Here is a 14005-nt window from a genome sequence, read left to right as displayed (position 1 = left end):
CTATGGAATTTATATCTGTGGTAAGGTATTTAAGTGGATTAAGAAAATGGGTGGTCTTGAAGCAATGAAGAAGCATAACGAAGAAAAGGCTAAAATTCTTTATGATTTCTTAGATAACAGCAAGTTATTTAAGGGAACAGTAGTTCCAAAAGACCGTTCATTAATGAATGTTCCTTTTGTAACAGGAAACGAAGAATTAGACGCAAAATTTGTTGCAGAAGCTAAGGCTGCAGGACTTGAAAATCTTAAGGGACATAGAACTGTAGGTGGAATGAGAGCAAGTATTTATAATGCTATGCCTATTGAAGGTGTTAAGGCTTTGGTAGAATTTATGGATAAATTTGAAAAAGAGAATATGTAATTTAATATATTGCAGCATGGCTTTTTAGGTTATGCTGCAGATTATAATATAAAATAAGGAGCAGAGAAATGACAAAAGTAAATTGTTTAAATCCTATTTCTAAATTAGGAACAGATTTATTTAGCGATAATTATGAAATGACAGATGATTTTGCACAGGCTGATGTAGCTTTGGTAAGAAGTGCGGCAATGCATGATTTAGATTTACCGGAAAGCCTTATGGCAGTAGCAAGAGCAGGTGCAGGAGTTAATAATATTCCCCTTGATAAGTGTGCTGAAAAGGGTATTGTTGTATTTAACACACCTGGAGCAAATGCTAACGGAGTAAAGGAATTAGTTCTTTGTGGGATGCTTCTTGCTTCAAGAGATATAATCGGAGGCAACAAGTGGGTAAGCGATAACAAGGAAGATGAAAACATTAACAAGACAATGGAAAAGGCAAAGAAGAATTTTGCCGGAAATGAAATTAAAGGTAAAAAGCTTGGTGTTATTGGTCTTGGAGCAATCGGAAGATTAGTAGCAAATATGGCTGTTTCACTGGGAATGGAAGTATATGGAACAGACCCTTATCTTTCAGTTGAAAGTGCATTAAGCCTTAAGAGAGCAGTTAATCTTGTAAATACAAGAGAAGAAATTTTTAAGACATGTGATTTTATTACAGTTCACACACCTCTTCTTGATGATACAAAGGAAATGATTAATAAAGACACAATTGCCATGATGAAGGATGGTGTTGTTGTTCTTAACTTTGCAAGAGATTTACTTGTATGTGATGATGATATGGCTGAGGCAATTAAGTCAGGTAAGGTTAAAAAATACGTTACAGATTTCCCTAATGCAAAGACAGCTAATATGGATGGCGTAATTGCAACTCCTCACCTTGGAGCGTCAACAGAAGAATCAGAAGATAACTGTGCTGTAATGGCAGTAAATGAAATCATGGATTTCGTTGAAAACGGAAATATTACAAATTCAGTAAACTATCCTGCAGCAACTCTTGGTGTATGTGATAAGACAGCCAGAATTACTATTTGTCATAAAAACGTACCAAACATGATTGGTCAGCTTACATCTGTAGTAGCAGGTGAAAACATTAACGTGGCAGATATGGTAGATAAGTCAAGAGGAGACTTTGCGTACGCAATTATTGATTTAGACCACCCTGTAACAGATGCTTTAATTGAAAAATTAAATGCAGTTGAAGGTGTAATTAAGGTAAGAATAGTTAAATAATTTATTTTTAATAATTTACTGATATAATGAGGCTGTTGTATAATAGCCTCATTATTGATTTTATGGAGAGTATTATGGAATTTTTATTAGCAGCCGATAATGTGGCAGATGAATTAGATGTTGAAAAAATCAGCCAGGATGTAAGCAGATTAGCTAAATTTACAGATAGCATGGTGTACAAGCTTATTAATTTCGGATTTAGCATACTAGTTGCAATTATAATATTTGTAATTGGAAAAATTATAATTAAGTTTGTCCGGAAATTTGTTAAAAAGTTACTTCTTAAGTCTACAGTGGATTTGGGAGTTGTAAAATTTATTGACTCAATAATAAAAGTTGTGGGTTATGTTATGGTTTTAATCATTATATGTGGTGAAATCGGCATCCAGACAACATCTTTTATTACCCTTTTAGGAACAGGTGGATTATCCATAGGTCTGGCACTTCAGGGAAGCCTTGCCAACTTTGCAGGCGGCGTACTTATTTTGGTTTCAAAACCATTTATAATAGGGGATTATGTACAAATATGTGGTGAAGAAGGTATTGTTAAGAAAATTGACATTATATATACAACATTGGTTAAATATGACAACAGAATTATAAAATGTCCTAACGGTGAAGTGGCAAATAATACTATTATTAATTATTCCAATGAAGACGGCAGACGTGTAGATGTAAAGTTTTCAGTTCACTATGACAGCGACCTTGCTAATGTTAAAAATGTTGTACGGGATATTATATCAAAATGCCCATATACACTAAAGGACAGGTCTAATGATGTGGCAATTACCAAATTAGATGACAGTGCCATAGCATTAGAGGCAAGAGTATGGGTGGAAACAAAGGATTATTGGCAGGCATATGACTATTTAAATGAACATATCAAAACAGGTCTTGATGAAAAAGACATTGTTATACCTTATAATCAGTTAGACGTGCATATTTCAAATAAGTAGACGAGGAGGAAACACTTGCTATGGTTTTAATTGTATGTTTGGATTTAAATAACGGTATGTATTTTAATAACAGAAGACAAAGCCGGGATAGAGAAGTAATTAAGGATATAGCCTTTATTACTAAAAACAATAATTTAATAATGACTGAATATTCACATAAATTATTTGAAAATGAATGTGAAAACATAGTTATAACTGATGATTTTGAAGGGCAATATTTGGAAAATGACTTTTGTTTTGTGGAAAATGAAGATGTTCAGTTAGAAAATATAAAGAAAATAATTGTTTACAGATGGGACAAAGTATATCCGTCAGATTATTGCCTCAATTTAGAAGGCTACCATTTAACGTCTACTTTGAAATTTAAGGGATATTCCCATGAAAAAATAGTTAAAGAGGTGTATTTGAGAAATGAAGAATAAATTTAAAGGTTTACTGGTATATTTAACACTTATTGCTTTATTTTTTTCAGGATGTAGTCAGGATATATCCACTTACTCAGACAATACAGAGGTAACTCAGGCAGTTACTAAGAACAACAGTGCCACTAAAAGTGATTCTAAGAAGCCAAAGAAAAAAAGTGGCAAAAACACATCGTCGAAAAAGAATAAAAGTAGTAAAAGGACAACTAAGAGCAGCAAATCGTCATTTAGCTATAAAAATGTTCCGAAATATAAAAACAAACCATATGTTGCAATTAACAATAACGAGCCATTTTTTAAAAAGAATGAATTAAAGGGAAAGTCCTTTGAAAAGTATTCAAAGCTTGATTATCTGGGAAGATGTGGAGTGGCTGAGGCATCTATTGGAACAGACTTAATGCCTAGTGAAAAGAGAGGCTCCATAAGTCAGGTAAAGCCCACAGGCTGGCATTCGGTTAGATATAATTTTGTTGACGGAAAATCTCTGTACAACCGCTGTCATTTAATCGGATACCAGTTATCAGGAGAAAATGCCAACGAGAGAAACCTTATTACGGGAACCAGATATTTAAATGTTGATGGTATGCTTCCTTTTGAAAATATGGTGGCAGATTATGTAAAAGAAACCAAAAATCACGTAATGTATAGGGTTACTCCTGTGTTTGTTGGAAATGAACTGGTGGCAAGAGGTGTCTTAATGGAAGGATATTCTGTCGAGGATGATGGAGACGGAATATGTTTTAACGTATTTTGCTATAATGCTCAGCCAAATGTAAAAATAAACTATGCCACAGGGGAAAGCAGTGGCTCAGGGAAAATTAAGACAGCACAAAATGGAAGCAGTAAAAATAACACTTCAAAAGGTGGAACATCAAAAAATCAAACCTCTAATGAAAATCAGGATGATTCAAAGTATGATTATATTTTAAACATGAATACACATAAGTTCCATTTGCCGGGATGTAGAGGTGTTAAGCAAATGAGTGAGGCAAATAAAGGCAAATATAAAGGCTCTAGAGAAGAAGTGATAGAACAGGGGTATGAACCGTGTAAAATATGTAACCCTTAGAATGACTTAGACTATAGATATGATGTAGAAACAGGTGTTACCTTGCTACCTTGCGTTAAGGTAATGCCTGTTTTAGTATGAAATATTTGATAATGTTACAAGAAAGATACAATTTTGAAATATAATTTTTTGTATTAATATAGGTTAACATTGCCTTTTTAAGGCTTGATTGATTCATGGAGGGAGTTATGGAAATATTAACTTTTCTTTTTTGGAGGTTGTTTATACTTAAAGCAACGGCATCCATTTTGGGAGGCTTGTATTTATGCATAAAGGGGAACAAAATTTCAACAGTAACAATACAAAAAATGTTTTCAGGTTATTGTGGAGTAATATTTGGTTCATTGATTATGTTTTTACTTAACCCAAATGCCATTCTTATGATTTTGGGTTGTGTAATAGGTTATTTCATATTTTTTCTGACTGATAAAATTTTTAAAAATAATGGAATGTTTCTGGTATCGTTTGTGTGTGTTATGGAATGGGGATATATTATACCCACAAGTATCATTTTTCATAATGCTGAAAGATTAAAAAACAGCATACACATAATATCAGATAAAGACAGAAGTTATGTTGAAAAATATTTTATGGGAGATAATTATGCAATTTGGGACAAATGTTTTTTCATGGCAGTTTTGATTGGTCTAATAGCTGCTGTTGTCATGGCACTGGTTGTAAAAAACAGGAAAGTATTAAATTTTATGATGTTATTAATAGGTTCAGTTCAACTTTTTGGAAGCATTTTCTCGGTTTCAAATTACTTTGACAGAAGGGTAACTGATTGGGAAGTAGTATACATTCCATATATGAACATCCACTTTGAAAACAATGGGATTTATCTGGGATGGTCAATCATTATGACTGCCATAATATTTTATTGGATTCAGAAAAAGGTGGACAAATCAAACAATAATATAGATTAAAAATATACATACTAAAAATCTCCTGTTACAGGATAGCCTGACAGGAGATTTTTGTGTACGGATTTATTTGTTTAAATATTCTTTATATACCTTAATTACCTTTTTCATTGCATCAGGTCCCGGAGCACCGATGGTTGTTCGCTTGTTTACGCATGTTTCTAAGCTGATAGCATTGTATATATCATCTTCAAAAACAGGGCTGATTGCCTTATATTCGTCTAAAGTCATATCGTCTAAGGCAATTTTCTTTTCTTCACAGAAAAGAACTAACTGACCTACAATTCCGTGGGCATCTCTAAAAGGAACACCATGATTTACAAGGTAGTCAGCAGCATCTGTGGCATTAGTAAATCCATGTTTGGTGCTGGCTTCCATAATATCTTTATTGAAAGTCATTGTGTCAATCATTCCTGTAAATAAAACAATACAGCCCTTTACAGTATCAATGGCATCAAAGGTAAGCTCTTTATCTTCCTGCATATCCTTATTATAGGCAAGAGGAAGTCCCTTCATTGTTGTAAGGATAGAAGTAAGGGCACCATATACACGTCCCGTTTTACCACGAATAAGTTCTGCAATATCAGGATTTTTCTTCTGTGGCATAATACTTGAACCTGTGCTATAGGAATCGTCAATGTTGACAAATCTGTATTCATTGGAGTTCCAAATGCAGATTTCCTCACAGAAGCGGCTTAAATGCATCATAATGGTGGATAATGCACTAAGAAGTTCAATTATGTAGTCCCTGTCTGATACTGAATCCATACTGTTTAAAGTTGGTCCGTCAAAATCAAGTAACTGTGCAGTATATTCTCTGTCTAACGGATAGGTAGTTCCTGCAAGGGCACCTGAACCAAGAGGACAATAATTCATTCGTTTATAAATATCATCAAGTCTGTCACGGTCACGTTTAAACATTTCAAAATATGCACCAAAATGATGGGCAAGAGTAATTGGCTGTGCCTTTTGAAGATGAGTAAATCCCGGCATATATGTTTCTGTGTTATTTTCAATAACATTTAACAGAGAAGAAAGAAGAGTCTTAAGTAATCCGTTAATTTCAACCACTTCATCTCTGGTGTATAATTTCATATCTAAGGCAACCTGGTCATTACGGCTTCTTCCTGTGTGAAGCTTTTTGCCGGCGTCGCCAATACGTTCTATTAAATTAGCTTCAACAAAGCTGTGAATATCTTCACTTTCCTTTGAAAACTGAAGAGTACCATTATCAATATCTTCCTTAATACCTTCTAATCCTTTGATAATCTGATTCATTTCATCTGTGGAAATAATATTTTGTTTACCAAGCATTTTAACATGAGCAATACTTCCACGTATATCCTGTGCATAAAATTTCTGGTCAAAAGAGAGAGATTCATTAAAGTTATGAACTAACTGATTTTCCTCTTTTGTAAAACGACCGCCCCATAATTTCATATGTATACCTCGCTATTTCGTAATTTTTAGTTTATTTAAGACCTAATAGGCCTACAACTATAAAAGTATATCATTTAAGCACTGGTTTTTCAAATGTTCTTTTGATATACTATAGCTTGCTTAAGAATCAATGAAATAATTAGAAAACTAATGAAAGGTCAGTTATAATGAAATTTTATTTTGCACCTTTAGAGGGAGTAACGGGATTTACATATAGAAATGTTTTTGCAGATTTGTTTGGTGGAGTGGATAAATACTATGCACCCTTTATTTCTCCCTGTGTAAATGACAAATTAAAGGGAAAAGAAATAAGGGATATTTTGCCGGAAAACAATAGTGGTAAGGTAAATCTAGTTCCTCAGATTTTAACTAATCGGGCAGATTATTTTATAAAGGCTACAAAACAGATTATGGATATGGGTTATACAAAGGAAATTAATATAAATATTGGTTGCCCTTCAGGTACGGTAGTAGCCAAAAACAAAGGTTCGGGATTCCTTAGGGATACAGATGCCATGGACAGGTTTTTTGAGGAAATATTTAACTGGAGGGATTCAGACGAAAGTGGACTGGATATTTCGGTAAAAACAAGGATAGGAGTAAATGATGCTGAAGAATTTTCGGAAATTATGGAGGTTTATAACCAATATCCAATTAGTGAACTTACCATACATCCCAGAACCAGAAAGCAAATGTATAGGGATACGCCGGATATGAAGGCTTTTGATTATGCTTTTAAGGTGAGCAGGAATCCTTTGTGCTATAATGGGGACATTAGAACAGTTATGGATTATGAAAATTTTGCAAAAAAGTACAATGTAGAGGCGGTAATGATTGGCAGAGGACTGATTGCAAATCCACAGTTGGTAAATGAAATTAAGGGACAAGAGAAGCTTACTAAAGAAATGTTAAAACAGTACCATGACAGGCTGTACCGGGATTTTGAAAAAATAATGAAAGCTGATAAGCACCTTTTATTCAAAATGAAGGAATTTTGGAATTATGTATCATGGAATTTTGAAGATGAAAATAAGTGTGCCAAGTTGGTTAGAAAATGCCAGAATTTGTACAAATACAACCTGGCAGTAGAAGAAATATTTGTAACAATGGAACTTAAATAAAAAGAAAAAACTCCGATTACACAAGAAAAGGTAACCGGAGTTTCTTTGAATTATTTAGTTAAAATTTCAAGAATTTTATTGCTTCGTTCAATGAAGGCTGTCATGCTTTCAGGATTAAGTGGTGTATGGCTTATTAATGCTAAATCATAAAGCTGTTTGCAAATAAGCTCTGTGTTTTCACCTTCCGGATTGTCCAAAATATACTTAACAAGATTGTTAGAAGCATTAAGGGTAAGAGTTTCACCGGCTCCGCCAAACATTGAAGGATCCATATTAGACATACCATACATTTTCATCATATCCTGCATACGGCGTGTCTCTTCAGAAACGGTAATCATAGAAGATACCTTTTCATCCTTTAATTTCTGAACCTTTATATCAATTTCCCTTCCCAACGCTTTCTTGAAGGTTTCGCTTAACTTTTCTTTTAATGATTTTTCTTCATCTTCACTTAATTCTTCCGTGAATGAATCGTTTAATTCATCATCAATACGTTTAAATTTAACCCCTTCATTCTTTGATTCAAGCTGTGTAATAAATGGCTGGTCAATGCTGTCCTTTAAAATAACTGCATCGATGCCCTGAGCCTTAAACATATTTACATACTGGCTCTGCTGAACAGGGTCGTTTGTATAGAAAATAGTGTTTTCATGATTTTCCTTATTTTCTTCAAGGCATTCCTTAAATGTAAGATATTTATTATCTAAGTTCTTGAAAAGAACATAGTCAGACATCTTTTCGCAGAATTTCTCGTCTTTTAAGCAGCCGTATTTAATGAAGGGACTAATGTCATCCCAGTATTTCTCATAATTTTCCTTATCGGTTTTACACATACCGGATAATTTATCAGCAACTTTCTTAGTAATGTAGTCTGAAATCTTTTTAACGAAACCATCATTTTGCAAAGCAGAACGTGAAACGTTAAGTGGAAGATCAGGACAATCAATAACACCCTTTAAAAGCATTAAAAATTCAGGAATTACCTCTTTAATATTATCGGCGATAAATACCTGATTGTTGTAAAGTTTAATAGTGCCTTCTATGGATTCGTATTCCATATTAATCTTAGGGAAGTATAAAATACCTTTCAAATTAAATGGATAATCCATATTTAAATGAATCCAGAATAAAGGTTCCTTATAATCCATGAAAACCTTATGATAAAATGCACGATATTCTTCATCACTACATTCATTTGGATGTTTTGTCCAAAGAGGAGTAGTGTCACTGATACTTACCGGACGCTTCAAAACCTTAACTTTTTTCTTTTCAGGTTCAACCTCTACAGTCTCCTTAGTACCGTCTTCCTTTTCTTTTTCTTCAGTTTTAGCTGGCTCTACAATATGTTCAATAACAGTATCTTTTTCTGTTAATTCTGATTCGTCAATTGTTTCATATTCAGGCTCTGCAGTTTCGTCAGATAAGAATATTTCCACAGGCATAAATGAGCAATATTTATCCAAAACTTCACGGGCTCTGTACATATTGGCAAATTCTACACTGTCTTCATTTAAGTAAAGAGTAATCTTTGTGCCACGGGTTGTTTTGTCAGATTCACTCATGTTAAATTCGGTTCCGTCTTCACAATCCCACAATACAGCCTTAGCATCCTTCTTGTAAGATAATGTATCAATTGTAACTCTGTCGGCAACCATAAAAGCAGAGTAGAAGCCTAAACCAAAATGTCCTATAATCTGGTCATCAGATGTTTTGTCCTTGTACTGTTCAAGGAAAGCTTCAGCACCTGAAAAGGCAATCTGGTTAATATATTCATCAACTTCATCCTCCGTCATGCCGATACCGTTATCAATAAAAGTGATGGTTTTTTCATTAGGATTTACAATAACCTGAACCTTAAGCTCTTCGTCATCAGCGATTTCTGTTTCACCCATCATATCCAATTTCTTTAATTTGGTAATCGCATCACATCCGTTTGATACTAATTCTCTGAAAAAAATGTCATGGTCAGAGTACAGCCATTTCTTAATAATAGGAAATATGTTTTCGCTATTAATAGATAAACTTCCTGTTTTTGCCATTATTAATCACTCCTTATATAAAAATATTTTATTTCAAATCTAAAAAGAGAAGTAATCCTTCTCAATAAAGTCAATTTTAACGCACAAAAATAAAAAGTCAATACAAAATTAGCACTCGCTTCAAACGAGTGCTAAAAGTTTACTATTTGTTAACATTTTAGAAAAAATTAGTTTTCATCACAGGAAAAATAATTGTTAAAAAAGGTAAGAACCATTTTATCCCAATAATGATCTAATGTTTTATCCATGGTGAAAACATTAATGGAAGTGCCTGTTATAACTTCTAATGTATTATTTTCATATAAAATATGTATGTACAGTCCGCCTATTTGGTGTAAATCCATATCCATACCGGAGGCGTCTAGAATTTTGCCGTGATATTCCTTGGCAAGAGAAAATACCAGCTTCATTTTAGTTGGAACTTTTTTACCTTTTATGATTTCAAAGCATATATGTTTAATATCCTTCCAATATACAAAGTCATTTATTTTTGCTTCAAGTTCATTAGAATCATAAAAAGCCGCATTTATCCGTCCGTTAAGGGAGAACGAATTAGAAGTATCAATTTGTCCTTCGCATAATAAATAATTATCAAAAGTCTCCTTAACTAAAAGATGCTGCATAAAATTATTTATATCATTTACTTTAAAACTAATCATAAAAAAATTATAGCAGACAAAATACTTCACATCAAGAATGTTAAAGAAAAATAGTTATTATAATGTGGTAAAATGTAAAGTAAATGTAATTTTAAACTTTACATTTATATTTTAACTATGTATAATATCATTGTTTAGACGCTTCTGTAGCTCAGTTGGTAGAGCAGCTCACTCGTAATGAGCAGGTCACGTGTTCGAGTCACGCCAGGAGCTTTTATTTTTTATTAATAGTGAGGCTTTTATATGTCATACAAACCTTATAAAGTACCAAAAAACAACAATATTTATTCAAGAGGAAACAGGCAGGGAAGAAACAACAGACAAAATTCCCTAAAAGATGACAGAATAAAACTTTTTGGTTTCCGTTCAGGTGTTTCATATAAGATGATACTTGCTATTTTATATTATGGTTTTATGACGTTTTATATAATTACCGGAATCTACGGTGAAATAAAGTATTACACTTTTGAACCTATGGATGTGGTGTTGTTTGTCATAAAATATATTTTCTTTTTCATATTATTTTTTAGTCCCGCCATTTTCTTATCAGATTTTAAATATCGGGATTCAATTCCACTATTTAAAAGGAGAACGGCAGGCGCTTCCATAACAGGATTAATTATTATATGGATGTTTTGTTACTTGATGGTAAACATTAATATTTACTGTATGTCAGATACCTGGAAAAAATCGAGGGATGATTATAACAGGTATTTAATTGAACAGCGTGAAAAGACAACGCAGAGTGGAGATGTAAATGAAAAATAAGAAGATTGTAATAATTGTGTTAGCGGTTATAGTTGTAATTGCCATTGTAGCAGTTATATTTGGCATAAAAAAATCAAATAAAGATAAAGGTGACAGTAACAAGATAACCACATCAGCTGCGACAAAAGAAAACACAACATACGTGGATCAGACTGTTGAAGCTTTGTCAGAAACAGTAACAGATGCACAGGGAAATGTTGTTGTGGAAACAACAAAGCCTGATAGTGCTACAACTGAAAAGACAGACAAAACTAAAAATGATAAAAAAAATGGCAACGTCAATGAAATGAATGATATTTTCACAGATGAAGCCATTGAAAATAAAGAAACAAAGAAAAAAAATGAGCAGAATACTACCTCTAAAACAGAAGATGAAACTAAAAAATCTGATTCAAAAAATGGAGATGGCTGGTCTGAGCTTTATTAAGTTTGTTAAATAAAATTTAAAATATATTTTTTAGGAGAGAAATGATGAAATTAGACAAGAAATTAAAAGTAGGCGTACTTGGAGCTACAGGTATGGTAGGACAGAGATTTATCACATTGCTTGATAATCATCCATGGTTTGAAGTTACAACGTTGGCTGCAAGCCCACGTTCAGCAGGAAAGACATATGAAGAAGCTGTTGGGGACAGATGGAAAATGTCAGTTCCAATGCCTGAAAGTGTAAAAAAGATGATTGTACACAATGTTAATGAAGTAGAGGCAGTTGCTTCAACAGTTGACTTCGTTTTCAGTGCTGTTGACATGACAAAGGAAGAAATCAAGAAAATTGAAGAGGATTATGCAAAAACAGAAACACCTGTTGTATCAAACAACAGTGCTCACAGATGGACACCGGATGTACCAATGGTAGTTCCTGAAATTAATCCTGAACATTATGAAGTAATAGAATTCCAGAAGAAGAGACTTGGCACAACAAAAGGATTTGTTGCAGTTAAACCTAACTGTTCAATACAAAGTTATGCACCTGTTCTTACAGCATGGAAGAAATTTGAGCCTACAGAAGTTGTAGCAACAACATATCAGGCTATTTCAGGTGCCGGCAAAACATTTAAGGACTGGCCTGAAATGGTGGGAAACATTATTCCATACATTGGTGGTGAAGAAGAAAAATCAGAGCAGGAGCCACTTAGACTTTGGGGTAAGATTGTTGATGGAGAAATTGTTAAGGCTACATCACCGGTTATTACAACACAGTGTATCAGAGTACCTGTTTTAGACGGACATACGGCAGCTGTATTTGTTAAGTTTGCTAAAAAGCCTTCAAAGGAAGAATTAATTGAGGCTATGGTAAACTTTAGTGGAGAGCCGCAGAAGTTAGAACTTCCTAGTGCACCAAAGCAGTTTATTCAGTACTTAGAGGATGATAACAGACCGCAGGTAGCTTTAGACGTTAATTTTGAACATGGAATGGGAATTTCAGTAGGACGTTTGAGAGAAGACAGTGTATACGATTACAAGTTTGTGGGATTATCACATAATACTCTTAGAGGTGCCGCAGGAGGAGCTGTATTATCAGCAGAACTTTTAGTTGCAAAGGGATATATTACAGCAAAATAATATGTAATAATTATGAGTTATTGCTTTATTTATTAAATTTGATTTTTAAAGCAATAACTCTTTTTATGTTTAAGATTAAAAAATGCAATAGTTGATACAAAAAATATACACAGAATTACTATAACTGTTTTATCAAACTTACAGGAGATTTACAATGAAACAGTCAGATTACAGAAGAGAGCAGAAAAAACTTAGAAAAATTCAAATTGCCATAACAATAAGCGGAATAATAATCAGCATTGTATTGTTAGTGGGAATTGTTCAAAATATTGCAAAACAGAATGAAAGTCATAAGTCTAAAGAAAACGCTACTAAACAGGTTGAAACTGAAAAGAAAGAGGAGACTACAGCAGAAAAGAAAAGTAAAACAAAAAAGAAATATAAGATTAGTGCTCCAAAGGAATATACAAGAACACAAATATTAAAATTTTTAAAACAATATTCAGACAGTGACGAGAATATTAAGTATTTATATGAAAATCGTGACAATTATGATACTGATTTGCTGGAAAAAGTGGCAAATAATCCTGAAATGGCGGAATTTATAGCGAACTATTTTGATTACGAATCAGAGGGCAAGCCCAAGTTGTCAAAAAATGAAAGGGCTGCTGAAGTTCCACTACTTATCCAATGGGATAAAAGGTGGGGATATAAGACCTACGGTGATTCTAATATAGGATTGGCAGGCTGTGGACCAACCTGTGTTTCAATGGTGGTGTATAGTTTAACAAGAAATGATAAGGTAACACCGGTTACAGCGGCGAAATATAGTGAAGAAAACGGATATTATGTAGAGGGAATCGGGACAGCTTGGAAACTAATGACAACTTTTCCGGCAGAATATGGAATAAATATACATGAGGTGGGGCTATCCAAGGAACGTATTGAAAGTGAATTAGATAACGGTGGACTAATTATATGTGCAATGGGTCCCGGTGATTTTACATTAAGTGGTCATTTTATAGTTATATATGGTTATGACGATAATGGTTTCAAGATAAATGATCCAAATTGTATTACAAGAAGCAAAAAACAGTGGACATATGACAGATTGGCAACTCAAATTAAGGCTTTGTGGGGATACAAATTGGAAGAAACAAGAGAAACTCAGAAATAATAGGAAATTATTTTGATAAAAAATCATTAAAAGTATAGACTATTTTGTCATTTTATGAGAAAATATGTAGTGGTGTGGGCATTAGACAGCTTTGACCCACGATTTTATCACATATTTCGAAAGGAGTATTTATTCAAATGATTTATTCAAAAGAAGTTGAAATGATGTGTCCTGTAGCTAAGGGCGCAAAACATGAGCCGGCTCCAATTCCTGAAGAAGGAAAATGGGTTTACTCAAAAGAAATCAAAGATATTTCAGGTTTTACACATGGTGTTGGCTGGTGTGCTCCACAGCAGGGTGCTTGTAAGCTTACATTAAATGTTAAAGAAGGTATC

General features: G+C 33.5%; 14 protein-coding genes, 1 tRNA gene and 1 pseudogene. 13 read left to right on the top strand and 3 right to left on the bottom strand.

The window, feature by feature from the left end; genetic code table 11:
• From Q5O73_RS07455 to Q5O73_RS07430, 6 genes are all read left to right on the top strand, one after another.
• On the top strand, window positions 1-361 hold a 361-nt coding region (locus tag Q5O73_RS07455), incomplete at its 5' end, for an aminotransferase class V-fold PLP-dependent enzyme (protein WP_302669374.1).
• 68 nt (window positions 362-429) lie between these two features.
• Window positions 430-1593 (top strand): phosphoglycerate dehydrogenase, encoded by a 1164-nt coding sequence (locus Q5O73_RS07450; RefSeq protein WP_302669373.1) that lies wholly within the window; start codon window positions 430-432, stop codon window positions 1591-1593.
• Between the two features lie 74 nt (window positions 1594-1667).
• Window positions 1668-2549, top strand: a complete 882-nt coding sequence (locus tag Q5O73_RS07445; protein ID WP_302669372.1) for a mechanosensitive ion channel family protein — start codon at window positions 1668-1670, stop codon at window positions 2547-2549.
• Window positions 2550-2569: 20 nt separating this feature from the next.
• Entirely contained in the window at window positions 2570-2971 is a 402-nt protein-coding gene (locus Q5O73_RS07440) for a ribonuclease Z (RefSeq protein ID WP_302669371.1), read from the top strand.
• Window positions 2961-4040, top strand: a complete 1080-nt coding sequence (locus Q5O73_RS07435) for a DNA/RNA non-specific endonuclease (protein ID WP_302669370.1) — start codon at window positions 2961-2963, stop codon at window positions 4038-4040. Before Q5O73_RS07440 ends, Q5O73_RS07435 begins: the two co-directional genes overlap by 11 nt.
• A gap of 188 nt (window positions 4041-4228) precedes the next feature.
• Entirely contained in the window at window positions 4229-4966 is a 738-nt protein-coding gene (locus Q5O73_RS07430; RefSeq protein WP_302669369.1) for a hypothetical protein, read from the top strand.
• A 63-nt stretch (window positions 4967-5029) separates the two neighbouring features.
• Here the strand turns inward: Q5O73_RS07430 and argH are convergent, their stop codons facing one another.
• The gene (gene argH, locus Q5O73_RS07425; protein WP_302624708.1) at window positions 5030-6403 is read right to left on the bottom strand and encodes an argininosuccinate lyase; all 1374 of its coding nucleotides are present in this window, start codon (window positions 6401-6403) and stop codon (window positions 5030-5032) included.
• A gap of 167 nt (window positions 6404-6570) precedes the next feature.
• Between argH and Q5O73_RS07420 the strand changes: the two genes are divergently transcribed.
• Window positions 6571-7524, top strand: a complete 954-nt coding sequence (locus Q5O73_RS07420; RefSeq protein WP_302669368.1) for a tRNA-dihydrouridine synthase — start codon at window positions 6571-6573, stop codon at window positions 7522-7524.
• 50 nt (window positions 7525-7574) lie between these two features.
• On the opposite strand, the gene htpG is transcribed toward Q5O73_RS07420, so the two are convergent.
• Entirely contained in the window at window positions 7575-9563 is a 1989-nt protein-coding gene (gene htpG, locus Q5O73_RS07415; protein WP_021952906.1) for a molecular chaperone HtpG, read from the bottom strand.
• A 167-nt stretch (window positions 9564-9730) separates the two neighbouring features.
• Window positions 9731-10222, bottom strand: coding sequence for a DUF5721 family protein (locus Q5O73_RS07410; RefSeq protein ID WP_021952907.1), 492 nt, complete (start codon window positions 10220-10222; stop codon window positions 9731-9733).
• A 140-nt stretch (window positions 10223-10362) separates the two neighbouring features.
• Between Q5O73_RS07410 and Q5O73_RS07405 the strand changes: the two genes are divergently transcribed.
• The 6 genes and pseudogenes from Q5O73_RS07405 to Q5O73_RS07380 all read left to right on the top strand — a co-directional run.
• Window positions 10363-10435: transfer RNA gene (locus Q5O73_RS07405), tRNA-Thr, on the top strand.
• A gap of 30 nt (window positions 10436-10465) precedes the next feature.
• On the top strand, window positions 10466-10990 hold the full coding sequence (locus tag Q5O73_RS07400; RefSeq protein ID WP_021952908.1) for a hypothetical protein: 525 nt from the start codon (window positions 10466-10468) through the stop codon (window positions 10988-10990).
• Complete coding sequence (locus tag Q5O73_RS07395) at window positions 10980-11417, top strand: hypothetical protein (RefSeq protein WP_302625007.1); 438 nt, start codon at window positions 10980-10982, stop codon at window positions 11415-11417. The genes Q5O73_RS07400 and Q5O73_RS07395 overlap by 11 nt, the downstream gene beginning before the upstream one ends.
• A 44-nt stretch (window positions 11418-11461) precedes the next feature.
• Window positions 11462-12553, top strand: coding sequence for an aspartate-semialdehyde dehydrogenase (gene asd, locus Q5O73_RS07390; RefSeq protein ID WP_366459520.1), 1092 nt, complete (start codon window positions 11462-11464; stop codon window positions 12551-12553).
• Window positions 12554-12707: 154 nt separating this feature from the next.
• Window positions 12708-13670 carry a C39 family peptidase gene (locus Q5O73_RS07385; RefSeq protein ID WP_021952911.1) on the top strand — a complete coding sequence of 321 codons (963 nt, stop codon included), beginning with the start codon at window positions 12708-12710 and terminating at the stop codon, window positions 13668-13670.
• A 137-nt stretch (window positions 13671-13807) separates the two neighbouring features.
• A pseudogene (locus Q5O73_RS07380) lies at window positions 13808-14005 on the top strand (hypothetical protein); the annotation flags it as partial.

This window comes from Eubacterium sp. AF15-50 (genome assembly GCF_934835595.1).
Lineage (GTDB): Bacteria > Bacillota > Clostridia > Lachnospirales > Lachnospiraceae > Eubacterium_G > Eubacterium_G segne.
Note: the sequence above shows the minus strand (reverse complement) of the source record. Positions and strands in the feature narration are given on the sequence as shown.

Bases quoted from the DNA above. Each gene is read 5' to 3' on its own strand.
- Q5O73_RS07450 (WP_302669373.1), top strand. From the start codon at position 430: ATGACAAAAGTAAATTGTTTAAATCCTATTTCTAAATTAGGAACAGAT.
- Q5O73_RS07445 (WP_302669372.1), top strand. From the start codon at position 1,668: ATGGAATTTTTATTAGCAGCCGATAATGTGGCAGATGAATTAGATGTT.
- Q5O73_RS07440 (WP_302669371.1), top strand. From the start codon at position 2,570: ATGGTTTTAATTGTATGTTTGGATTTAAATAACGGTATGTATTTTAAT.
- Q5O73_RS07435 (WP_302669370.1), top strand. From the start codon at position 2,961: ATGAAGAATAAATTTAAAGGTTTACTGGTATATTTAACACTTATTGCT.
- Q5O73_RS07430 (WP_302669369.1), top strand. From the start codon at position 4,229: ATGGAAATATTAACTTTTCTTTTTTGGAGGTTGTTTATACTTAAAGCA.
- argH (WP_302624708.1), bottom strand. From the start codon at position 6,403: ATGAAATTATGGGGCGGTCGTTTTACAAAAGAGGAAAATCAGTTAGTT.
- Q5O73_RS07420 (WP_302669368.1), top strand. From the start codon at position 6,571: ATGAAATTTTATTTTGCACCTTTAGAGGGAGTAACGGGATTTACATAT.
- htpG (WP_021952906.1), bottom strand. From the start codon at position 9,563: ATGGCAAAAACAGGAAGTTTATCTATTAATAGCGAAAACATATTTCCT.
- Q5O73_RS07410 (WP_021952907.1), bottom strand. From the start codon at position 10,222: ATGATTAGTTTTAAAGTAAATGATATAAATAATTTTATGCAGCATCTT.
- Q5O73_RS07400 (WP_021952908.1), top strand. From the start codon at position 10,466: ATGTCATACAAACCTTATAAAGTACCAAAAAACAACAATATTTATTCA.
- Q5O73_RS07395 (WP_302625007.1), top strand. From the start codon at position 10,980: ATGAAAAATAAGAAGATTGTAATAATTGTGTTAGCGGTTATAGTTGTA.
- asd (WP_366459520.1), top strand. From the start codon at position 11,462: ATGAAATTAGACAAGAAATTAAAAGTAGGCGTACTTGGAGCTACAGGT.
- Q5O73_RS07385 (WP_021952911.1), top strand. From the start codon at position 12,708: ATGAAACAGTCAGATTACAGAAGAGAGCAGAAAAAACTTAGAAAAATT.